The following is a 23,322-nucleotide window of genomic DNA, read 5'->3' on the forward strand; positions in this document are numbered from 1 at the left end:
TCGCCTGCCCAGCGTCTTCGGACTGGCGAGTGCGCTGGCTTCTCAGCGTATCAGGCCCAGCGCGGGGCATTTGAGGCCGATTGCGGTGATCACGCCCTTGTCCGTCATCTCGCGCACGGTCAGTGTGAAGGCGCCGATCTGCACCCGGTCGCCGACCACGGCGGCGCGGCCAAGGCGGTGCTCGAGCAAAGTGCCCACCGGTTTCACACGCTCGTCGGCGCCGATGTCGAGCCCATAGGCATCGGCCAGATCGCTCGCCAGGCAGGACGGATCGACGACGAACTCGCCGAAGAAGCTGGCATTGGCCGACAGTTCGCCGCCCGTGCCCCCGAACACCCTGGCGATGCGCTCGGCCAGTTCGTCGGGTGCGACGAACCACACGGAATCACCCGGGATCATGCGCGTATCCAGGGTGAGCCGGTGCAGATGCCCGCTGCGCACGAGTGCAACGCAGCGCACACCGATGCCCTCGAAGTCGTCGGCGACCTCGTCCGGATGCCTGCCCTCGGCACGCGAGCCTGCAGCGACGCGGTACTCCAGCAGGTCGACTGCAGCCTCCTCATCGACCCACACCTCGCGCTTGTCGCGCGGCTCATCGCGCGGCGGCACTTCCACCTTGAGCCAGCGCGCCGCCATCGGCACCGTCGCCCCCTGCACCAGCAATGACAGCAACACGACCGCAAAGGCGACATCGAACAGCAGGCGCGAATCCGGCACCCCCATCACCACAGGGAAGATCGCCAGCACGACCGGCACCGCACCGCGCAGGCCAACCCAGCTTACATACGCAAGCTCGTTGCGCTTGTAACGGAACGGCCACAAACCAATGGCAACCGCCAGCGGGCGCGCCACCAGCATCAGGAAGACGGCCATTGCCACCGACTCCCATGCGTGATCGAGCAGTTCGGACGGCACCACCAGCATTCCCAGCACCACGAACATGCCCGCCTGCGCGAGCCAGGCCAGGCCGTCCATGACACGCAGCACGTGCTCGGTAGCGTGGCTGCGCCGATTGCCGACCACGACCCCGGCGAGATAGACAGCCAGGAAGCCGCTGCCGTTGAGCAGGTTGGTCGCCGCAAAGACGAGCATGCCGCCAGACAGGATCAGCAGCGCATACAGCCCCTCGGGGAGACTGAGTCGAGCCATCAAGCGCGACAGCACCCAGCCCCCGGCCAGACCCAGTACCGCGCCGAGCCCAAGCTGGGTCGTCAGCAACCAGGCGAAACCACCGACGCTGGCCGACTCCGGCTGCAGCAACATGCCGACCAGGGCGGTCACGAGCAGGATCGCCATCGGATCGTTGGCGCCGGACTCGATCTCGAGCGTTGCCTGCACGCGTTCGTTGAGGCGTACGCCGCTATTGCGCAGCAACGCGAACACCGCAGCCGCATCGGTCGAACCCACGATGGCCGCAAGCAGCAAACCCAGGCGCCAATCCACATCGAGCAGCCAGGTCGCGAAGACGCCAAGCAGTGCCGCCGTGCCAACCACCCCCCAGGTCGCCAGCACCGCCGCCGGCTTGAGCGCGACCCGGAAACTGCTGACCCGCGTGCGCAGGCCGCCATCGAGCAGGATGACGGCAAGCGCCGCCTGTCCGATCATCGACGCAAAGAAGAAGTCCTCGAAGACGATCCCGCCCGGCCCATCCTCGCCGGCCAGCATCCCCACCCCCAGGAACAGCAGCAGCAGCGGCAGGCCGAGGCGAGCCGACACGGTGCTGGCCAGAACGCTGATGAACAGCAGCAGGCCGGTGAGCAGGAAGAGTGCGTTGATGCCGGTCATTCGGACAGCCAGTGGTTAAGTTATGTATGGGGATCGGCCAAGAGGCAACGGCCAGCGAGCCGCAGACATCACTCGCATGTCATTATGCGCGCCATCTCGGGGGCTGCTTTGAGCAGCCTCTCAACGCAGAGTTCAGCGCGGAGCTAAAGAATCTACCGAGACAACGTGCTGGACAAGCTCGGCGAGCGAGTTGACCCCCATCTTTTCCATCACGCGCGCGCGATGGACCTCGACCGTCTTGATGCTGATCCCGAGCACGTCGGCGATCTGCTTGTTGAGCTTGCCGACGATGATCAGCTCGAGCACCTCGCGCTCGCGCTGAGTCAGGTGCTGCAGCCGACGCGAGGTATCGGCCTCGAGACGGCGCTTGCCGCGGCTGTCGCGCTCGAGCTGCAGGCACTGCTCGACCAGACGCAGCATGTCGCGCTCGCCGAAGGGCTTCTCGATGAAATCGACTGCCCCCTTCTTGAGCGCCGACACCGCCATCGGCACGTCGCCATGGCCGGTGATGAACACCACCGGCAAGCCACAGCGGCGACGCCCCAGTTCCTCGAACAGTTCCAGGCCGCTCATGCCTGGCATGCGCACGTCCAGCACGATGCAGCCGGTCATGTCGGGGTCGCATGCCGCAAGGAAGGACTCGGCCGACTCGTAGGCGACCACGTGGTAGCCATTGGCCTCGAGCATCCAGACGAGCGAATCGCGCAAGGCCTCGTCGTCATCGACGATGTGGACAATCTGGTCAGGCGCTGCGGGCAACTCGCTCACTCGCGATCTCCGTGGGCAGGATAAAGGAGAATATGGTACCGCCTTCGGGGTTGTCGTCGACAATCAAGCGGCCATCGTGGAACTCGACGATCGACCGGCAGATGTTCAGCCCCATGCCCATGCCCTCGGCCTTGGTCGTGTAGAAGGGGGTAAACAAGCGGCTGCGCCCCTCCTCGCTGATGCCGTGGCCCTGGTCGATGACGGCCACTTCGACCTGCCCCGGCCCGCAACCACGCACGCGCACCGTCAGCACGCGGCGTTCGGGCAGCGCGTCAGCCATCGCATCGATGCCGTTGCGGACAAGATTGAGCAGCACCTGCTCGATCATGATCCGATCGGCGTACACCGCGGGCAGGCCGGGTTCGACAGCCGTCACGATTCGGATGCCGGTGCGGCGGGCATCGATATCGGCAAAGCCGATGGCGTCTTCGAGGATATCGACGATGCTCACGGCCGCGCGCCGCGGCTCGCTCTTCTTAACGAACTCGCGCACGCGGCGGATGATCTTGCCCGCGCGCTCGGCCTGGAAGCTGGCCTTCTGCATTGCCGCCAGGATGTCCTCCTGCTTCGCATTGCCCGCTTGCAGGCGGGTCACCGAACCGGCGCAGTAATTTGCGATCGCCGATAGCGGCTGGTTGAGCTCGTGCGCCAGCGTCGACGCCATTTCCCCCATGGTGATCAGGCGCGAGGTGCGCTGCAGGCGCTCTTCCTGCTGACGGGCCACCTCCGCCGTCTGCTTGCGGTCGGTGATGTCGGTGGCAATGCCCATGCGCACCACCCGCCCATCGACCCAGCGCGTGGCCTGCTCGCGCACGTGGTACCAGCGCCCCGACAGCGGGTGCTGCAGTTCGCCGTCGAAGAGTTCGCGCGGCAAGTCGGCCGGCGCCAGGTTGCGCGGATCGACACGGTAGTCACCGCGCTCGGGCTGCGGCACTGCCACTCCGCGCACCGTGCGGCCCACGGCGTCGAAACCGTGGATGCGCTTGAAGGCAAGGTTGGCGAACAGGATCTCGTCGGTGCGGGCATCGGCAACGAACACCGCCGCATCCAGGCCATCGAGCACCGCCTCGAAGCGCTCATGCGCGGCCTCGAGCGCGGCGCGTACGCGCTTGGGCTCGGTAATGTCGGTGATCGATGCCATCCAGCCGGTCTGCCGGCCCGTCAGGTCGATCAGCGGCGACAGGTAGAAGCGGGCATCGAAGCGCTCGCCATTCTTGCGCTGGATGCGCATCTCGAAACCGCTGCGCGGCGCCTGCCCGGACAGCGTCATCGCCAGGTTGCGCTCGCAGATCGCCAGCTGCTCGGGCGGCCAGTACGGGAACGGCGCCACCGTGCCGACCAGTTCGCTCTCCGCGAAGCCGACCATGCGGCAGAACGCCGAGTTCACGTAGATGATGCGCCCGCTCAGATCGATGGCGCGCAAGCCCGTGACGACCGAGTCCTCCATCGCCTTGCGGAACGCCGACTCGGCCCGCAGCGCATCCTCGGCCGCCTTGCGGCCGGTCACGTCGTGGGCCACCGCATATACCAGGCCCTCGCCACGTACCGGGTTCACGCTCCACGCCAGCCACTTGTAGCTGCCGTCCGCACAACGGCAACGGTTCTCGAAGCTCACCGGCTCGCCTCCTGCAAGCCGGCGCATGTTGTCGAGTGTGGACGCCACGTCCTCGGCATGCACGAAATCGATCATCAGGGCGCCGGGCAGCGTCGCCGGATCATGCCCGAGCACGCGCTCGAAAGCCGGATTGCAGCGGCGAAAGCGCCCCTCGAGATCGACGATGCACAACAGATCGAGCGACAGGTTGAACAAGCGGTCGCGCTCGCGCTCCACCTGGACGCGGCGCTGCATGTGGCCGCGCAGCATCCAGAGACTCCAGAGCACAAGCAGCGACAGGCCAACGATGATGACCGCGGGCAAGGCGTGCATCACGTCGCCACCCGGCCTGAAGGCCATGGCCTGCAAGCGCATGCCGTTGCGTGGCGGCTCGAGGACGAGCTCGAGCGCAAGATGATGCTCGCGATCCGGCAAGGCAGAACTGAGCGCCAGCGCAACACCATCGGTATCGAGCACGGCGAGCCGGTACTTCTCGGTGAACCAGTCCGGCACCAGCCGGCTGATCATGCGCTCGACCGAGTAGGCCGCAACCAGAGCACCGAAGAACTCGCCCTGGCGATGCACGGGCACGAAGACCTCGAGCACGGCGTCCCCGCGCGCGTTCCGATACGCCGCCCCGTAGGTCAGCCGCGACGACAGCGCACTGTGCTGAAAGCCCTGCACCTGCGGCCCGAGCAGCGTGTCACCGGCAAGCCAGTCGAGCGCATCGAACGGCGCCGTCCACCTCACCGCCTGGTCACGGCCCACCCAGGCGATGTTGGTGAGCGCAGGGTTGACCGCCAGATGTTCGTTCGCGCGCTGCTGGAAGCCGTCGTGCTCAAGCGTGCCGGCTGCCATGTCTCGTGCCAGCTGTCCCAGGAACTCCTCCGTCCCGAGCACCACCCGACGGATGGCCTGCTCCGTCCATTGCAGGTCGCGTGCCAACGCACCGCGTTCGACATCGGACTCGCGCTGCTGCAGCAACCACACGAGCGCGAGCATCGACACCGCGAACAGCGTCACGACAACATAGGGGACAGCCCAGTACCAGCGTGGCGGCGCGGGGTCGGACGGCGGAGCATGCATGGGACTGGACGGGTGCAACGCACGTGGGATGAATCCTGCATTCTTGTCGATTGGCGCCCCAGCGGTCATCCGGTCTAACCCTTACCCACGCTGCGCCCACCACTGCAACCGCCAAGGCGGATCGCGACTGCGCCGCCACCGTCCGGGTTTTCGCCAATTTGTCCGCCGATGCGCACTGCCTACAGTGAGTTCATGAGTTTGCCGATCGCGCAAAAGCGGCGCGCCCTTCTCGCCCGTGCACTAGTCCTGCTTTCGCTCGGTCGGGCGGGCGTCGGCGCTTGCCTGGCCGCCGCGCCCGCGACGCCCCTGCGCAGCACCCCGGGAGGTGAGCGCGAACCCGTCCGCATCGGCGTCTCAGGCCCCTTTACCGGCCCCTCCGCACCAATGGGCCTGTCGATGCGCACCGGCATCCGTATCGCCGCAGCCGAGCTCAACGCCACGGGGGGCATCCTGGGGCGCCGCATCCAGCTCCTGGAGGGCGACGACGAAGCAAGCAACGCGCTCGGCGCACGCATCGTGCGCGAGTTCATCAACCGCGACCGCATCGTCGCCGGACTTGGCATCGTCAACACCGGCGTCGCGCTTGCCTGTCAGCGCCACTACCAGCTTGCACGCGTGCCGGTCATCACCTCGGTGGCAACCGGCTCGCTGATCACCCGCCAGTTCCTGCCCCCGGAACACCCGGACAACTACGTTTTCCGTGTCTCGGCCAACGACACGCTACAGGCTCAGGTCATCGTCGAGGAGGCCGTGCTGCGCCGCGGCCTGACCCGCCTCGCCATCCTGCATGACGCCACCAACTACGGCGTGCTCGGCAGCCAGGACCTGGTGGCCGCGCTCGCGCAACGCGGGATCGCAGCGGTGGCGCTGGAACGCTTCCAGTTGCGGCAGACGGACATGAAACCCATGCTGGAGCGCGCCCGCGCCGCCGGCGCCCAGGCCCTGCTCACCTACGGCATCGGCCCCGAACTCGCCCATATCGCAAACGGTCGCGCAGACATGCACTGGCCGGTGCCGATCATCGGCAGCTGGACACTGGCGATGTCGAACTTCATCGAGATCGCCGGCCGCAATGCAGAGGGGGCGCGCATGCCGCAGACCTTCATCCAGGGCGCACGCACACCACGCCAGCAAGCATTTCTCGATGCCTGGGTGCAGGCGACAGGCAGCGACCGCATTCCCGTACCGCCAGCCGCCGCCCAGGGCTACGACTCGATGCTGCTGCTGGCCGCTGCGATCCGGCAGGCCGGCAACCTTGAGGGGCCATCCATCCGCACCGCCCTGGAAACGCTGCGGGAGGAGATCGACGGCGTGGTCATGACCTACCGCACACCGTTCTCGCGCGACAACCACGAATCGCTGCGCACAGCGCGACAGATCCTGCTCGGCGAGGTACGCGGCGGGCGGGTGGTGCAGGCAATCGAGCCACCTGCTGCGCCCCGGATTGTGCCCCCTCCAACCGAAGCATGAGGAGCCACCGCCTGATTCACCGAATTTCTGAAATCATATTGCACATTGCGAAATACCGTTTTATAGTTCGAAAAGATGGCCGTGCGGCAATCGGCATGGTCTCGCTCGCAAGCAAAATCGTCCTGCCTTACCAGGCAGTCATCGCCAACCGAACGTCATGAGGAGACAAACCATGACCGGAATCAGCAACGCGCTCCAGCAACCCGACACGGATGCCCAGGAAACGCGGGAATGGCTGGAAGCGCTCGCGGCCGTCGTCGAACACGAAGGCCCGCAGCGTGCCCACTACCTGATCGAGACCCTGATCGCCACCGCGCGCCAGGAAGGGGTGAACATCCCCTACTCGGCCACCACCGAGTACATCAACACCATTCCCGCCGAGCAGCAGCCGCCCTACCCGGGCGATCCGGACATGGAGATCAAGCTGCACTCCTACATCCGCTGGAACGCGATGGCGATGGTCGTGCGCGCGAACAAGAACACCAACGTCGGCGGCCACATCGCCTCGTTCGCCTCGGCCGCCGCACTCTACGACGTCGGCTTCTCGCACTTCTGGCATGCGCCCTCCGAGCAGCACGACGGCGACATGATCTTCTTCCAGGGCCACTCGGTCCCCGGTGTGTACGCACGCGCCTTCATGCTCGGTCGCCTGAGCGAAGAGCAGATGGACAGCTTCCGCCAGGAAGTGGGCGGCAAGGGCATCTCGTCCTATCCGCACCCCTGGCTGATGCCCGACTTCTGGCAGTTCCCCACCGTATCGATGGGCCTGGGCCCGCTGTGCGCGATCTATCAGGCGCGCTTCATGAAGTACATGGCCAGCCGCGGCATGATCGACGCCACGCGCGCCGAGCAGCGCAAGGTGTGGGCCTTCCTCGGTGACGGCGAGACCGACGAGGTCGAGTCGCTGGGCGCGATCGGCATGGCCGGCCGCGAGAAGCTCGACAACCTCGTGTTCGTCATCAACTGCAACCTGCAGCGCCTCGACGGCCCGGTACGTGGCAACGGCAAGATCATCCAGGAGCTCGAATCGGGCTTCCGCGGTGCGGGCTGGAACGTCATCAAGGTGATCTGGGGCACGGCCTGGGATGCGCTCTTTGCGCGCGACAAGAAGGGCATCCTCAAGCAGCGCATGATGGAGTTGTGCGACGGCGAGTATCAGACCTTCAAGGCCAAGGACGGCGCCTACGTGCGCGAGCACTTCTTCAACACCCCCGAGCTGCGCGCCCTGGTCGCCGACTGGACCGACGACCAGGTGTGGAACCTGAACCGTGGCGGCCACGACCTGTTCAAGATCTTCTCCGCCTACAAGGCCGCCTCCGAGCACAAGGGCCAGCCCACGCTGATCCTGGCCAAGACCATCAAGGGCTTCGGCATGGGTCAGGCCGGCGAGGCGATGAACATCTCGCACCAGCAGAAGAAGATGGACGTCGACGCCATCCGCCGCTTCCGCGACCGCTTCGGCCTGCCTGTGCCGGACGACAAGCTCGAAGAGCTGCCCTACCTGAAGTTCGAGGAAGGCTCGCCCGAATACAAGTACATGATGCAGCGCCGCATGGACCTGGGCGGCTTCCTGCCGCAGCGCCGCACCAAGGCCGCGCCGCTGGCCGTGCCCGCGCTGGATGCCTTTGCCGCGCTGCTGAAGGCCTCGGGCGAAGGCCGCGAGCTGTCGACCACGATGGCCATCGTGCGCATCATGAACACGCTGCTCAAGGACAAGCAGATCGGCAAGCACATCGTGCCGATCGTGCCGGACGAAAGCCGCACCTTCGGCATGGAAGGCATGTTCCGCCAGTACGGCATCTGGAACCAGGAAGGCCAGAAGTACGTGCCGGAAGACCATGACCAGCTCATGTTCTACAAGGAAAGCCAGACCGGCCAGGTGCTGCAGGAAGGCATCAACGAAGCCGGCGCCATGGCTGACTGGATCGCCGCCGGCACCGCCTACAGCGTGCATGGCGTGCAGATGGTGCCGTTCTACATCTTCTATTCGATGTTCGGCCTGCAGCGCACCATGGACCTGTGCTGGGCGGCAGCCGACCAGCGCACCCGCGGCTTCATGATCGGCGGTACCGCCGGTCGCACCACGCTGAACGGCGAAGGCCTGCAGCACGAGGACGGCCACAGCCTGTTGATGGCCAACATGATCCCGAACTGCATCAGCTACGACCCGACCTTCCAGTACGAGGTCGCGGTGGTCGTGCAGGACGGCATGCGCCGGATGTTCGCCGAGCAGGAGGACATCTATTACTACATCACGGTGATGAACGAGAACTACGAACATCCCGAGATGCCCGCCGGCGCCGAAAGCGACATCCTCAAGGGCCTGTACCTGTTCCGCAAGGGCGCCGAAGCCAAGGCACCGCGCGTGCAGCTGATGGGTTCGGGCACGATCTTCCGCGAGGTGATCGCCGCCGCCGAGCTGCTCAAGGCCGACTGGGGCGTCGAAGCCGACATCTGGGGTGCGCCCAGCTTCAACGAACTGGCCCGCAACGGCCACGACATCGAGCGCTGGAACCTGCTGCACCCGATGGAAGAGCCGAAGAAGACCCACGTGCAACAGAAGCTGGCCGGCTTCGAAGGCCCGGTCATCGCCGCCACCGACTACATCCGCATGTTCCCCGAGCAGATCCGCTCGCAGCTCGACCGCAGCTACGTCACGCTGGGCACGGACGGCTTCGGCCGCTCCGACACCCGCGAGCAGTTGCGCCACTTCTTCGAGGTGGATCGCCACTGGGTCACGCTGGCTGCGCTGAAGGCGCTGGCCGATGACGGCGTGATCGGCCGCGACAAGGTCGCCGCGGCGATGGTCAAGTACAACCTCGACCCGTCCAAGCCGAACCCGATGTCGGTCTGAGCGCGCAAGGAGACAAGAACATGAGCCAACTCATTGAAGTGAAGGTCCCGGATATCGGCGACTTCGACGCTGTGCCGGTGATCGAACTGTTCGTGAAGGTCGGTGACACCATCGCCATCGATGACGCGATCGCCACACTGGAGTCCGACAAGGCCACGATGGATGTGCCGTCGTCCGCCGCAGGCGTGGTCAAGGAAATCCTCGTCGGCATCGGCGACAAGGTTGCCGAAGGCACCGTGCTGATCAAGCTCGAATCCGCCGCATCCGCCGCTGTAGGAGCGGCGCCCGCCGCGAGCCTTTCGGGAGCCCCCGCAAGCGCCGCCGCGGAGCAAAAGCTCGCGGCTAGCCCGGCTCCCGCAGGGGCCGGTGCCGCGCCGGCAGCTGCCGCGCCCGCCGCGGGCGGCTTGGTCGAGGTGAAGGTGCCGGACATCGGCGATTTCGACGCCGTGCCCGTCATCGAACTGTTCGTGAAGGTCGGCGACACGATCAAGGTGGATGACGCCATCGCGACGCTGGAATCGGACAAGGCCACCATGGATGTGCCGTCTTCCGCCGCCGGCGTGGTCAAGGAAGTGCTGGTCAAGGTCGGCGACAAGGTCGGCGAAGGCAGCGTGCTGCTGAAGGTCGAGGCCGCTGGTGCAGCGGTCGCCGCCATTCCCGTCGCCCCAGCCGCCGCGGCAGCTCAGGTCGCCGCGCCTTCGCCCGCGCCGCTGGTCGACGGCGCCCCCGCCGTCAGCGCTCCCGCCTCGATGCCCGCAGCGGCACCGTCCGCGGTCAAGGTCGGCGGAAAGGTGCATGCCAGCCCCTCGGTGCGCGCCTTTGCCCGCGAGCTCGGCGTCGATCTCGGCCGGGTCAAGGCCACCGGGCCGAAGGGCCGCATCCTCAAGGAAGACGTCGCCGCCTTCATCAAGGGCGCGATGACGACCGGCGTGGTGCCGGGCAAGACCCCGGCCGTCGCGGCTGGTGCCTCTCTGGGCGGTGCTCAGTTGGGTGGACTCGACCTGCTGCCGTGGCCGAAGGTCGACTTCGCCAAGTTCGGCGAGGTCGAGGTCAAGCCGCTGTCGCGCATCAAGAAGATCTCCGGCCAGAACCTCGCCCGCAACTGGGTGATGATCCCGGCGGTGACCTATCACGAGGATGCCGACATCACCGACCTGGAAGCCTTCCGGGTGCAGATGAACAAGGAGTACGAGAAGTCGGGCAAGAAGCTCACCATGCTCGCCTTCATCATCAAGGCCTCGGTGCGCGCGCTGCAGGAGTTCCCCGAGTTCAACACCAGCCTCGATGGCGACAACCTGGTCTACAAGAAGTACTTCAACATCGCCTTCGCGGCAGACACCCCCAACGGCCTGGTCGTGCCGGTGGTGAAGGACGCCGACAAGAAGAGCGTGTTCGAGATCGCCGCCGAAACCGGCGCGCTGGCCAAGGCTGCGCGTGACGGCAAGCTCAAGCCCGCCGACATGTCGGGCGCCTGCTTCACGATCAGCTCGCTGGGCGGCATCGGTGGCACCTACTTCGCGCCGATCGTCAATGCGCCCGAAGTCGCCATCCTGGGCGTCAACAAGTCGGTGATGAAGCCGGTTTGGGACGGCAAGGCTTTCGTGCCGCGCCTGACCTTGCCGATGTCACTGACCGCAGACCACCGTGTCATCGACGGCGCGCTGGCCACCCGCTTCAACGTGTACCTCGCGCAACTGCTGGCGGATTTCCGCCGCGTGATGCTGTAAGGAGATCGCCATGAGCCTAGTTGAAGTGAAGGTTCCGGACATCGGCGATTTCGATTCCGTACCGGTGATCGAACTGTTCGTCAAAGTCGGTGACAGCATCAAGGTCGATGACGCCATCTGCACACTCGAATCCGACAAGGCAACGATGGACGTACCGTCCTCGGCTGCCGGCGTGGTCAAGGAAGTGCTGGTCAATGTTGGCGACAAGGTTGCCGAGGGCGCGGTGCTGCTGAAGGTCGAGGCCGCCTCCGCCGTAGGCGCGGCGCCAGCCGCGAGCCTTTCGGAAGCCCCCGCAAGCGCTGCCGCCGAGCAGAAGCTCGCGGCTGGCGCCGCTCCCACAGGGGGGGCTGCTGCCGTCGCTGCGGCACCGAGCGCTGCCTCGCACGGCGGCGCGGCCGATGCCGAGTACGACATGGTCGTGCTCGGCGCCGGCCCGGGCGGCTACTCGGCGGCCTTCCGCGCTGCCGACCTCGGCCTCAAGACCGCGATCATCGAGCGCTACGCCAGCCTCGGCGGCGTGTGCCTGAACGTCGGCTGCATCCCTTCCAAGGCCCTGCTGCACGTCGCCGCGGTGATCGAGGAGGCCGAGCATGTTCACAGCGCCGGCATCAGCTTCGCCAAGCCGTCGGTCGATGTCGACGCACTGCGCAAGCACAAGGACGGCGTCATCGGCAAGCTCACCGGCGGCCTGGCCGGCATGGCCAAGGCACGCAAGGTGGATGTGATCCGCGGCTACGGCCATTTCCTCGACCCACATCACCTCGAAGTCGAGGAAACCACCGGCACCAGCCAGGACAAGACCGGCGCCAAGAAGGTGGTGAAGTTCAAGCAGTGCATCATCGCTGCCGGTTCGGCCGCGGTGCACCTGCCCTTCATCCCGAAGGACCCGCGCATTGTCGACTCCACCGGCGCGCTGGAACTGCGCCAGGTGCCGGGCAAGATGCTGGTCATCGGCGGCGGCATCATCGGCCTGGAGATGGCCACGGTGTACTCGACGCTCGGTGCGCGCATCGACGTGGTCGAGATGATGGACGGCCTGATGCAGGGTCCGGACCGCGACGCGGTGAAGGTGTGGGAGAAGCAGAACGCCCACCGCTTCGACAAGATCATGCTCAAGACCAAGACCGTCGCCGTCGAGGCGAAGGACGACGGTCTGTGGGTCAAGTTCGAAGGCGAAGGCGCCCCTGCGGAGCCGGTGCGCTACGACATGGTCCTGCAGTCGGCGGGCCGTGCGCCCAACGGCAAGAAGATCGGCGCCGACAAGGCGGGCGTGATCGTCGGCGAGCGCGGCTTCATCCCGGTGGATGCGCAGATGCGCACCAACGTGCCGCACATCTTCGCCATCGGCGACATCGTCGGCCAGCCCATGCTCGCCCACAAGGCGGTGCATGAGGCGCACGTCGCGGCCGAAGTGGCCGCTGGCCACAAGGCGGCCTTCGACGCCACCGTGATCCCGGGCGTGGCCTACACCCATCCGGAAGTGGCCTGGGTCGGCTACACCGAGGCGCAGGCCAAGGCCGAAGGCAAGAAGGTCGACACCGCCAAGTTCCCGTGGGCAGCCTCCGGGCGCGCGATCGCCAACGGCGCCGACTACGGCTTCACCAAGCTGATCTTCGACGCCGAGACCCACCGCATCATCGGCGGCACCATCGTCGGGCCGTCGGCCGGCGACATGATCGGCGAGGTCTGCCTGGCCATCGAGATGGGTGCGGATGCGGTCGACATCGGCAAGACCATCCACCCGCACCCGACCCTGGGCGAGACGGTGGGCATGGCGGCCGAAGTGGCCCATGGCAGTTGTACCGACCTGCCGCCGATGCGCAAGAAGTAATCCAGGAGTGCGTCTGAAAAGCCCCCCGCTCCCCTTGTTCGAGGGGAGCCGGGGGCTTTGACTTTGCCGCGATCGACCGGACTCAGTCCAGCGCCACCTGCGCCTTGAGCCAGAAGGTACGGCCAGGCTCGTTGATCGGCGCGCCGCTCGGAGCGATGTAGCCCGGAATTGCCGCACCGCTCTTGGACAGATGTTCGCGATAGGTGCGATCGAACACGTTGTCGATACCCGCGGTCATCAGCACATGCTTGCTGTGACGCCAGCCCGCATTGAGCGACAGGGTCGCGAAGCCCGGCGTAGTGCCGGTATCCGCACCATTGGCAACGATGCCACCGTAGCCGATGTGGACGCGATCCTGCTTGGCCACCAGGCGCACCATCGCCCCGTACGAGAAGCGACCGTCATCGTAGTCCACGCTCACGCGGCCCTCCAGGGGCGGTTGCTGCGCAAGCGCCTTGTTGTCGGTATCGTTCGTACCCCGCACCCACGCAAGCGTACCGACTGCCTTCCAGTTGGAGGCGAAGCGCCAGGTGAGGTCACCCTCCAGCCCATACACCGTGGCATCGACGTTGCGCACGCCCACGGGCGCCGGCATCCATTTGATCAGGATGTGGTCATCGATCTTGCCGTAGAAGCCGGAAACCGACCCTGCCAGATCGCCCGCAGCCCACAGCGCACCGATATCGAGCTGGGTGGTCTTTTCGGGCTGCAGGGTATCGAATGTCCGGGTACCCCCGGCGCCAGATGCACGCATGTACTCCCAGAAGTCGGGGAAGCGGCTCGCATGCCCGAGGCCGGCATACCATGTGCCACGCCCTTCATCGAATGCTGCCTCGTAGCGGACGAAGCCCGAGCCGAGGGTATCTGCCTGGTCTCGCGAAACGCTGTGCTTGCGCACTTCGTGGCGGTCGGCACGCACGCCGCCAATGAGCCGGCTATCGTCATCAAAGCTGTAGCGCAGTTCTCCGAACACGCCGTGGCGCTCGAAGCTGTAGTCCTTCGTGCGCGCTACCGCATTGCGATCAGGGAAGGCCGGCGCAGCGACCGACACCATGCGACCGGTATGGGTGTCATCCTTGAGATCGGCGCCCAGCACCAGTTCGACATTGTCGGACGGTGTCAATGTGAGCGCTGCCCGCGCGCCCCAGGTCTCGCGGTCGGGGTTGCTGACATTGCGCGTCGCCATGGGCCGGCGCAGGCTGTAGTTGTCCATGACGTGGTCGATGTAGCTGTAGAACAGCTGCGCTTCGACACGGCTCACCAGCGGCGAGAGCTTGCGCTTGTCCAGCTTGAGGTTCACATGCTCGCGTGCGAACTTCGAGCCGTCCATGCCACGGTCTGCGTAGGCGGCCTCACCATCGCTGCGCCCGAAGGCCAGTTCGAGAAGCGTATCGTCGTCGGGCGTCCATCCAAGCGCGGCATCGGTACTCCAGCGCGTGTAGGACGAATGCACCTCTCGGCCACTGCCGTCCTTGTAGTTGTTGCTGTCCGAGCGCGTCGCACCGATGCGCGCGAAGAAGTCGGGGTTGCCTGCCTTGGCATCGAAGACTTGGTCGTTGCGCCCCCAGCTGCCCACCGTGAGACTGCCGTTGGCGCGCCAGCCGGCCTCAGCCAGGCGCGGATTGTCGCGCTCGAAAAGCACGATGCCGGCCGAGTTGCCTGATCCGTAGAGCACGGTCTGCGGCCCTTTCAGGACCGTCACGCGATCGAAGGACTCCGGGTACACATAGGCTGTCGGCGGATCCATACGGCCGCCACACCCACCATGCACCTCATATCCATCCTGCACGATTCCAAGACGCGACCCCGACATGCCGCGCAGGACAGGGTCGCCATCCGCCCCGCCCTTGCGGATGACGGAGAAGCCCGGGATGGCCTTGAGGTAGTCGGCGCCGTCGTGCGCAGGCAGCGGCTGGCGCGGCGCCTTCGGATCAGTAGTGACGGTAAGCGGGGCCTCGGTCACGGGTGCAGTGACGACAACGCTGCCAAGCATGGCATCCTGGGCGCTTGCGAGCGCCGGGAGTGCAAGGGAGATGGCGACTGCAAGCGGCAGGCGGCGGAGATTTTTGTTCATTTCAGTGCTCTCGATATCTGGGGCAGCCGTGCCGGACGCGCCTGGCGCAGGCATGAGTCTGCCCCTCCGGGCGCCCTTGGGCGCCTGGATGATGGCTTCATGTACAGAGGTGAGGTGCTAGGGGCGCGACAGAACGCCGGGCGGGAAAATCAGCCCATTGTCACGGAGGCGCCGAGCCGGGCTCAGTGCTTGCCGTGCTGCATCTTCATCGGCGCATTGAGCGCACGCGCAGGGGCGTTCAGCTCGATGGACTGGCGGCTGCCGTCCTTGTTCTCGACGACGATGGTCAGCGGCACCTGCTCGCCTTCCTTCACCTGCGCCTTCAGGTCCATCAGCATGACGTGGTAGCCGCCGGGCTTGAGTTCCACGACCTGACCGGCCGGCAGCTCGAGCGCGTCGATCCGGTTCATCTTCATGACATCCTTGTCCATCAGCATTTCATGGATTTCGACGACACCGGCCACTGGCGAATCTGCAGCAACGAGGCGCGCGCCGGTGTCGGACTTGAGCTGCATGAAGGCGCCGGTAGCCTTTTGCTGCGGCACGGTGGCACGCACCCAGGGCTCGGCAACGGTAACCTCGGCGAGGGCGTGGAGGGAGCTCAGGGCGAGCAGGGTGGCAAGGGCAATCTTCTTCATGACTGAATTCTCCAGAATGGGGCGCATACGGCATACGGTTGAGGCGGAACGATCGGCTCGCGCCGGATCAACCGGGATCTACCCTCCCAGACGCGTGACACGGCGGTGCCCACGCATACTCGGGAGGCGAGTGCTCAGGCCGGTAGCGGAGGCGCACGCGGACGCGACGGCGACCATGCAAACAGCGGACGCGGTGCGTGGAAGAAAAGCCATGGATGAGACCTGCCCGTCGCGTCCGGCCCTGGCTTGGCGATGGCGAGGGCCGGCAACAAGGCCACGCCGGCATGGGCGCCACAGTAAGGACACTGCTTGAAGGCCTGCAGGGGATCGCCATCGTCCCCACCAGCCGGGCCCTGTACTGAATACATGCCGAACTGATCTGCGCCGACCGCGACCCAACCCGATCCTTCAGCCGAGCAGACCTCGATCAGGTACCGTCCATCTGCATCCGGCCCCATCGCCCGGCTGATGGTGGGCGCGAGCGCCGCCATCATCATCGCGAAGATCGCGAGCCAGGCGAAGAGGGGTTGATTTAGGCGCCGCATGACGAGTCGATGGATTCGGTCTGTGCTCTGGAACGGAACGGAGTATACCGGCAGGCGCTGCCCCACAATTGATTCCAGTCAGTTCCCGCACACGGCAGGCTGCAAGCTGCGGCAATACGCCGCAGGCCGCAGCTCATCGCGCCTCGTCTTCAGACCGAGATACCGGCTCGGGCACGCACCCAGGCGATGAACTCGTCAAGCGGCAAGGCCCTGGAGTACAGGAAGCCCTGGATGAAGTCGCACCTCATCTCGGCCAGCACGCGCGCCGTGTCCGCACGCTCTACACCCTCGGCCGTCACCTTCAGGCCAAGGCGATGGGAGAGATCGATGATGGAGTCCGCAATCTCGCGGTCACGCGCGGAGCTCACTAGATCGGTGACGAAGCTGCGGTCGATCTTGACCTCCTGCACTGCCAGTTGCTTGAGGCGGCTCATGCCGGAGAAGCCCGTCCCGAAGTCGTCGATGGAGAGACTCACCCCGAGCTCGCGCAGGCGCTTGAGCACATCGGTCACACCAACGCCCTCCGCCTCCTCGAGCATGCTGGTTTCGGTGATCTCCAGGCAGAGCGCGGCTGCAGCCACATTCCATGTCTTGAGCGCCTGCTCGATCAGGTCGGGGACCTCCGCGTCGTAGAGATCGGTGGCCGAGAGGTTGATCGACAACTCGATATCGAGCCCGGCCATGCGCAGCCCGTGCAAAGTGCGCGCTGCGTGCTGGAACAACCAGCGGTTGAAGGTGTGGCGCAGCCCGAGTCGATCGATCAGCCCAAGGACTACGGGCGGAGGCACGGCTTCGCCGCCGCTGTCGGACCAGCGCAGCAAGCCCTCGGCACTGCGGCATTCGCCACTGGCGACGTGGATCTTGGGCTGCAGATGGAGCTCGGGCGCACTGCCACCGAAGAAGGCCTCGCGCAAGTCGCGTTCGAGCCGTGCCGCATGCGGCGAAACCCGATCCATCGACGGATCGTAAACCTGGCTGCCCGACCCATTGCGCTGCGCCATCAGGCAGGCGATTCGTGCCGACTGCAGGAGGTGAAAGGCATCCTGGCCGTGGATCGGCGACATCGCCGCACCGCTGACGACCTTGACCTGCAGGTCCAGCCCCTCCACCTGCACCGGCTCGCGGCCAAAGGCTTGATCGAGCTTGAGCATGGCCAAGGTCAGCACGGCGGGACTCGACAGCGCGGGCAGCAAGATCAACCACTCGTTGCCGTCAAGGGCAAACAGCAGATCCTGCGCCCGCAGGCTGTTCAGCAGGCGGCGCTCGAGTGCGCGCTCGAACTTGCGCACATGCTCCAACGGCAGGCGCAGGATCAGCGGATCGGGGATCACGGCAAAGGCTATGACCCCGACACCACAATCCGTGGACTTCTGCTCGACCAGCCGCGCGGAAAGTTCGGACAAGGCCGCCAGTAGACCGGGCGGGATACGGACGTTCATGCTCAGACCAGAAAGAAGTCGGCAGGGTCGATACCGTGCGCGTTGGGCGGCAACGCCTGCACGATCCGATACGGCTCGCCGGAGTGCGCCAACGGCTGCATGATGAGATCCAGCGTGCGCGGAAAACGATCGATCGTCTTGTCTGGTGCGAGCAGCACCAACACCCGGGGCTGCAGCCGGCGTACCTGGTTCTGCTGGACCACCACGCCCACCTCTCCGGTGTTGAGTTCGACCAGTGTGCCGATCGGGTACAGGCCAATGCACTGGAGCAACTGGTCGACCAAGGCGTCGCGGAACTGAGTGCCACGCAGCTGATTGAGCGTCTCCATCGCCCTCTGGCTGGATACCGCATCGCGATAGACCCGGTCTCGGGTCATCGCACAGTAGGTGTCGACGATGCCGGCGATCTCGGCGGACAAGGGGATTCGCATGCCCGCCAGGCCGCGCGGATAGCCCGTGCCGTCGAAGCGCTCATGGTGAGCGGCGATGATTCCCAGCACCTCGGAATCGAAATCCTCGTTCGCCCGCAGCAGGTCGACCGTGTTGCTGACATGCGCCTTGACGAGTTCGAACTCCCGGTCGTCGAGCGGGCCCGCCTTGCTCAGGATCGCATAATCGATCTGGACCTTGCCGATGTCCTGGAGCAAACCCGCCAGCCCCACCTGCCGTACCTGGCGGCTGCTCAGGCCAACGAAGCGCGCGAACACCATTGCATGGACAGAGACATTGAGTGCGTGGTCGTAGGCGTAGTGGTCGGTGCGCTTGAGGCGGGTGAGCCACAGCAGCGCATCGGGGTTGCGCTCCACACCGGAGGCCATCTCGCCGACGAGGCCGTCGAGGCGTTCGACATCGACAGCGCCCGCGCTGTCGATGTCCATTCGAGCTTCACGCAGGGCGCGATAGACGTCATCGACGATCGGGGCCGAATAGAGCAGCTCCGACTCGAGGCGGCTGCGCCCATCCTCGCTGCGAATACGCGGGACATGGGCTACGCGCGTCGTATGGATCCGGCCCTTGAAGCTGCGGGCAACATTGAGGAACTGGCTTGCCTGGAGGCGGGACTCGACATCGCTGGGATGGCTGCGCGGCAAACCGTCCAGCCCCAGCAGACGCGCGCTCACATCGATCACCTTGCTGCTGTGATGCTCGCCTACCGACAGGGTGTGATCGACCACCACCTCGCGGCAGTACTCCTGCAGCGCACGCATCTGGTCGACGTTCTCTAGCAGAAAGCCCTGCAAGCGGAACGGCGTTTCGATCCACGGACGATCGATCTCGGCAATGAACATGCCGATCTTCACATCACGAGTCGACAGCGTGCGCTTCAAACGATGGCTCCCATAACGTGGACTTACCGCTGCACCTCTTCAGGCAGCGGTGAAAGCCAGTTTGACGGACATCCCGTCACCCCTGCATGAACAGGGCAGCCGACGCGGCAGGCCTGCGGCAATCGACTGCAGTATCAGCCCAGCCAGCGCCGCGCATTGCCGAACATGCGCAGCCAGGGAGAAGCATCGGGACTATCCTTCACCAGCCACTGTGGCGCCCACGACATCTGCAGCGTGCGGGCGGTGCGCTCAGGGTGCGGCATCATTACCGTGAAACGCCCGTCTGCAGTCGTGAAGCCGGTGACGCCCGCCGGCGAACCGTTGGGGTTGGCCGGGTAGGCTTGCGCAGGGTTGCCGTGGTTGTCGACGAAACGTAATGCCAGCAGCGCCTTGTCCTGGTCGGCCTCGCTGCGGAACACCGCCCTGCCCTCGCCGTGGCTGACAACGATCGGCATGCGGCTGCCTGCCATGCCCTGCAGCAGGATGGACGGGCTGTCGGTAACCTCGACCATCACGAAGCGAGCCTCGAACTGTTCGCTGCGGTTGCGATGGAAGGTCGGCCAGGCCTCGGCGCCCGGGATGATCGGTGCGAGGTGAGCCATCATCTGGCAGCCGTTGCACACGCCGAGCGCGAAGGTGTCGCTGCGGCGGAAAAAGGCCTCGAACTCGTCGCGCAAGCGGGCGTTGAACAGGATGGACTTGGCCCAGCCCTGGCCGGCGCCGAGCACGTCACCGTAGGAGAAGCCGCCGCAGGCGGCCAGGCCATGGAAGTCGGCGAGGTCGATGCGGCCCGCCTGGAGGTCGGACATATGCACATCCACCGGCGTGAAGCCGGCACGCTCGAAGGCGGCTGCCATCTCGAACTGGGAGTTCACCCCCTGCTCGCGCAGCACCACCACCTTGGGACGCACACCGCTGGCGATGAAGGGTGCGGCCACGTCCTCACGGACGTCGAAGGACAGCGCCACCGACAGGCCGGGGTCGGTCGCATCGGCCAGGGCGTCGAATTCCTGCTGCACGCACTCCGGATCGTCACGCAGCTTGGCGATGCGGTAGCTGGTCTCCGACCAGGCCTGCAGCAATTCGACGCGACTGCCCTCGAACACCAGCTTGGCGTTGCGACGCAGGCGGATCTGGTCCTGGGTGTTGGGCTCGCCGATGAAGTGGTAGGCGAGGCCCGCAGCGCGCAACTGCTCGGTGACACGGGCGCGCTCCTCGCGGCGGATCTGCACGACGGCGCCAAGCTCCTCGGCGAACAGGCCCGCGAACAGGCGGTCGGCGAAACGGCCCTTGAGGCTGTCGGGCTTCTTCTCGAGGCCATCGACATCCATCATGTAGGGGTCGTAGCACACGGTGTCGAGAATCAGCGACAGGCCGCACCTGGCGGCGAAGGCCATCTCGCACACGGTCGCGAAGAGGCCGCCGTCGGAGCGGTCGTGGTAGGCCAGCAAGAGACCATCGCGGCGCAATTGCTGGATGGTTTCGAAGAAGGCCTTGAGCTGGACGGGGTCGACATCGGGCGCATGCTCGCCAACCGAATCGTAGGCCTGGGCGAACACCGAGCCGCCGAGGCGGTTCTTGCCGTTGCCGAGGTCGATCAGCAGTAGCTCTGTCTCGACGCCTTCCGGCAGCTGCAGCTGCGGCGTGAGCGTGTTGCGGATGTCCTGCACCGGTGCGAAAGCAGTGGCGATCAGCGACAGCGGGGCGACGACCTGCTTGTCCTCCTCGCCCTCGCGCCAGGCAGTGCGCATCGACAGCGAGTCCTTGCCCACTGGGATCGACACCCCGGCGCTGATGCAGAACTCGGACACCGCCTGGACGGTGTCGAAGAGCCTGGCGTCCTCACCGCGATGGCCGGCAGCGGCCATCCAGTTGGCCGAGAGCTTGACGTCGCCGAGCTTGGCGATGTCGGCGGCGGCGATGTTGGTGATCGCCTCGCCGATCGCCATGCGACCCGAGGCTGCTGCATCGACGCAGGCCAGCGGCGTGCGCTCGCCCATGGCGAAGGCTTCGCCGCGGTAGCCCTGGAAGCTCATCGCGGTGACCGCGACGTCGGCCACCGGCACCTGCCACGGGCCGACGAACTGGTCGCGCGCGGTGAGGCCGCCGACCGAGCGGTCGCCGATGGTGATCAGGAAGCTCTTGCTGGCCACCGCCGGCATGCGCAGCACGCGCATCCCGGCTTCCTTGAGGTCGAAGTCGGTGGTGTCGAAGGGCGGCAGATGCACGGCGCGGCGAGACACGTTGCGCGTCATCTTCGGCGGCTTGCCGAGCAGCACCTTCATGTCCATGTCCACCGGCTTGTTGTCGAAGTGGCGGTCGGACACAGTGAGGTGGCCGTCGGCAGTCGCCGTGCCGAGCACCGCGAAGGGGCAGCGCTCGCGCTCGCAGAAGGCCTGGAACAGCGGCAGGCTCTCGGGCGCGATCGCCAGCACGTAGCGCTCCTGCGATTCGTTCGACCAGATCTCGCGCGGGCTCATGCCCGGTTCCTCGATGTGCACCTCGCGCAACTCGAAGTGCGCGCCCAGGCTGGCGTGGTCGGCCAGTTCGGGCATGGCGTTGGACAGGCCGCCAGCGCCGACGTCGTGGATGGCGATGATCGGGTTCTTGTCGCCCTGCTGCCAGCAGGCGTCGATGACCTCCTGGCAGCGGCGCTGGATCTCGGGGTTGCCGCGCTGCACCGAGGCGAAGTCGAGGTCGGCGGTGTTGGTGCCGGTCGCCATCGACGAGGCCGCGCCACCACCGAGCCCGATCAGCATGCCCGGGCCACCGAGCTGGATCAGCAGCGTGCCCGGCGGGAAGGTCGGCTTCTCGGCCTGCTGGCCCTGGATGCTGCCCAGGCCGCCGGCGATCATGATCGGCTTGTGGTAGCCACGCACCTCGCCCTGCACTTCCTGTTCGAAGGTGCGGAAATAGCCGGCGAGGTTGGGCCGGCCGAATTCGTTGTTGAAGGCGGCGGCGCCGATCGGGCCCTCGATCATGATGTCGAGCGCGGAGGCGATGCGCTCGGGCTTGCCATAGGGTTTCTCCCAGGGCTGGCCGAAATCGGGGATGTTGAGGTTCGACACCGTGAAGCCAGCCAGGCCCGCCTTGGGACGCGAGCCGCGACCGGTTGCGCCCTCGTCGCGGATCTCGCCGCCGGCGCCGGTGGCCGCGCCCGGGAAGGGCGAGATCGCGGTCGGGTGGTTGTGGGTCTCGACCTTGGCGAGGATGTGGGTGTCCTCGTCGTGGTAGCGGAAGGCGCCGTCGGCATCCGGGTACAGGCGGGCGATGCGCGCGCCCTCGATCACCGAGGCGTTGTCCGAGTAGGCCACCACCGTGCCCTCGGGATGGGCCTTGTGGGTGTCCTTGATCATGCCGAACAGGGTTTTCTCCATCGGCCGCGCGTCGATCACCCAGTCGGCGTTGAAGATCTTGTGCCGGCAGTGCTCGGAGTTGGCCTGCGCGAACATCATCAGCTCGACGTCGGTGGGGTTGCGCCCCATGCGGCTGAAGTTCTCGACCAGGTAGTCGATCTCATCCTCGGACAGCGCCAGGCCCAGCTCGCCGTTGGCGCGCTCGAGTGCGCCGCGGCCGCCGGCGAGGATGTCCACCGTGGTGAGCGGCTGCGGCTCGTAGTGGTGGAACAGGGCCTCGGCCTCGTCCACGCTGCCCAGCACCGCCTCGGTCATGCGGTCGTGCAGCAGGGCGGCCAGCCCGGCGCTCGCTTCGACCCCGCGCGCATTGATCGTGTAGGCGATCCCGCGCTCGATGCGCACGATCTTGTCGAAGCCACACTGGTGAGCGATGTCGGTGGCCTTGGACGACCACGGCGAGATCGTGCCCAGCCGCGGCACCACCAGGCGGAGCGTGCCCGCAGGCGGCTCGGCGCTTGCCGGACGGGCATCGAGCAGATCGGTCAGACGCGAGGTCTCGCCTGCGTCGAGCGCGGCCGAAACCTCGATGAAGTACCAATGCTCGGCGGCCAGCCCGGCAAGCTTGGGCAGCACCTCGCCGACGGCGCGGGAAAGACGTTCCAGACGGGACGAAGACAGCGCCGGGGCGCCACGCAGCTTGAGGATCGAAGTCATGTTCTTGGACAAACCGGAGTCGGAAAGAGGGGCGAGACGGACGCCGCGAGGCGGCCTCGTTCTGGCCTTTCTGGGCAACGCGGCATTATAACCGAGGCACCCCGGCCGCCCTG

General features: G+C 66.2%; 13 protein-coding genes. 4 read left to right on the forward strand and 9 right to left on the reverse strand.

What is annotated here, in order from left to right:
* Positions 1–42: 42 nt before the first annotated feature.
* The 3 genes from LQF09_RS13015 to LQF09_RS13025 form a co-directional block, all read right to left on the reverse strand.
* Positions 43–1,785: a potassium/proton antiporter gene (locus LQF09_RS13015; RefSeq protein ID WP_002926689.1), complete on the reverse strand. Its 1,743-nt coding sequence runs from the start codon at positions 1,783–1,785 to the stop codon at positions 43–45.
* A gap of 132 nt (positions 1,786–1,917) precedes the next feature.
* Positions 1,918–2,553: a response regulator transcription factor gene (locus tag LQF09_RS13020; protein ID WP_002926691.1), complete on the reverse strand. Its 636-nt coding sequence runs from the start codon at positions 2,551–2,553 to the stop codon at positions 1,918–1,920.
* On the reverse strand, positions 2,528–5,233 hold the full coding sequence (locus LQF09_RS13025) for a PAS domain-containing sensor histidine kinase (protein ID WP_270068156.1): 2,706 nt from the start codon (positions 5,231–5,233) through the stop codon (positions 2,528–2,530). Before LQF09_RS13025 ends, LQF09_RS13020 begins: the two co-directional genes overlap by 26 nt.
* A gap of 192 nt (positions 5,234–5,425) precedes the next feature.
* On the opposite strand from LQF09_RS13025, the gene LQF09_RS13030 reads away from it, so the two are divergent.
* The 4 genes from LQF09_RS13030 (at position 5,426) to lpdA (ending at position 13,115) form a co-directional block, all read left to right on the forward strand.
* Positions 5,426–6,703: an ABC transporter substrate-binding protein gene (locus LQF09_RS13030; RefSeq protein WP_270068157.1), complete on the forward strand. Its 1,278-nt coding sequence runs from the start codon at positions 5,426–5,428 to the stop codon at positions 6,701–6,703.
* 172 nt (positions 6,704–6,875) lie between these two features.
* Positions 6,876–9,557 carry a pyruvate dehydrogenase (acetyl-transferring), homodimeric type gene (aceE, locus tag LQF09_RS13035; RefSeq protein ID WP_270068158.1) on the forward strand — a complete coding sequence of 894 codons (2,682 nt, stop codon included), beginning with the start codon at positions 6,876–6,878 and terminating at the stop codon, positions 9,555–9,557.
* Positions 9,558–9,577: 20 nt separating this feature from the next.
* Positions 9,578–11,284: a dihydrolipoyllysine-residue acetyltransferase gene (aceF, locus tag LQF09_RS13040; protein ID WP_270068159.1), complete on the forward strand. Its 1,707-nt coding sequence runs from the start codon at positions 9,578–9,580 to the stop codon at positions 11,282–11,284.
* 10 nt (positions 11,285–11,294) lie between these two features.
* The gene (lpdA, locus tag LQF09_RS13045) at positions 11,295–13,115 is read left to right on the forward strand and encodes a dihydrolipoyl dehydrogenase (RefSeq protein ID WP_270068160.1); all 1,821 of its coding nucleotides are present in this window, start codon (positions 11,295–11,297) and stop codon (positions 13,113–13,115) included.
* An 82-nt stretch (positions 13,116–13,197) separates the two neighbouring features.
* Here the strand turns inward: lpdA and LQF09_RS13050 are convergent, their stop codons facing one another.
* From LQF09_RS13050 to purL, 6 genes are all read right to left on the reverse strand, one after another.
* A complete protein-coding gene (locus tag LQF09_RS13050) occupies positions 13,198–15,189 on the reverse strand; it encodes a TonB-dependent copper receptor (RefSeq protein WP_270068161.1) in 1,992 nt (663 codons plus the stop codon).
* A gap of 182 nt (positions 15,190–15,371) precedes the next feature.
* Positions 15,372–15,827 carry a copper chaperone PCu(A)C gene (locus LQF09_RS13055; RefSeq protein WP_002932083.1) on the reverse strand — a complete coding sequence of 152 codons (456 nt, stop codon included), beginning with the start codon at positions 15,825–15,827 and terminating at the stop codon, positions 15,372–15,374.
* Positions 15,828–15,961: 134 nt separating this feature from the next.
* Positions 15,962–16,438 carry a DUF2946 domain-containing protein gene (locus LQF09_RS13060; protein WP_270068162.1) on the reverse strand — a complete coding sequence of 159 codons (477 nt, stop codon included), beginning with the start codon at positions 16,436–16,438 and terminating at the stop codon, positions 15,962–15,964.
* An 83-nt stretch (positions 16,439–16,521) separates the two neighbouring features.
* A complete protein-coding gene (locus LQF09_RS13065) occupies positions 16,522–17,811 on the reverse strand; it encodes a GGDEF domain-containing phosphodiesterase (RefSeq protein ID WP_002932086.1) in 1,290 nt (429 codons plus the stop codon).
* Between the two features lie 2 nt (positions 17,812–17,813).
* On the reverse strand, positions 17,814–19,139 hold the full coding sequence (locus LQF09_RS13070; protein ID WP_270068163.1) for an HD-GYP domain-containing protein: 1,326 nt from the start codon (positions 19,137–19,139) through the stop codon (positions 17,814–17,816).
* Between the two features lie 134 nt (positions 19,140–19,273).
* Complete coding sequence (purL, locus tag LQF09_RS13075) at positions 19,274–23,209, reverse strand: phosphoribosylformylglycinamidine synthase (protein WP_270068164.1); 3,936 nt, start codon at positions 23,207–23,209, stop codon at positions 19,274–19,276.
* Positions 23,210–23,322 lie beyond the last annotated feature (113 nt).

It is taken from the genome of Thauera sp. WB-2 (assembly GCF_027594845.1).
GTDB lineage: Bacteria > Pseudomonadota > Gammaproteobacteria > Burkholderiales > Rhodocyclaceae > Thauera > Thauera mechernichensis.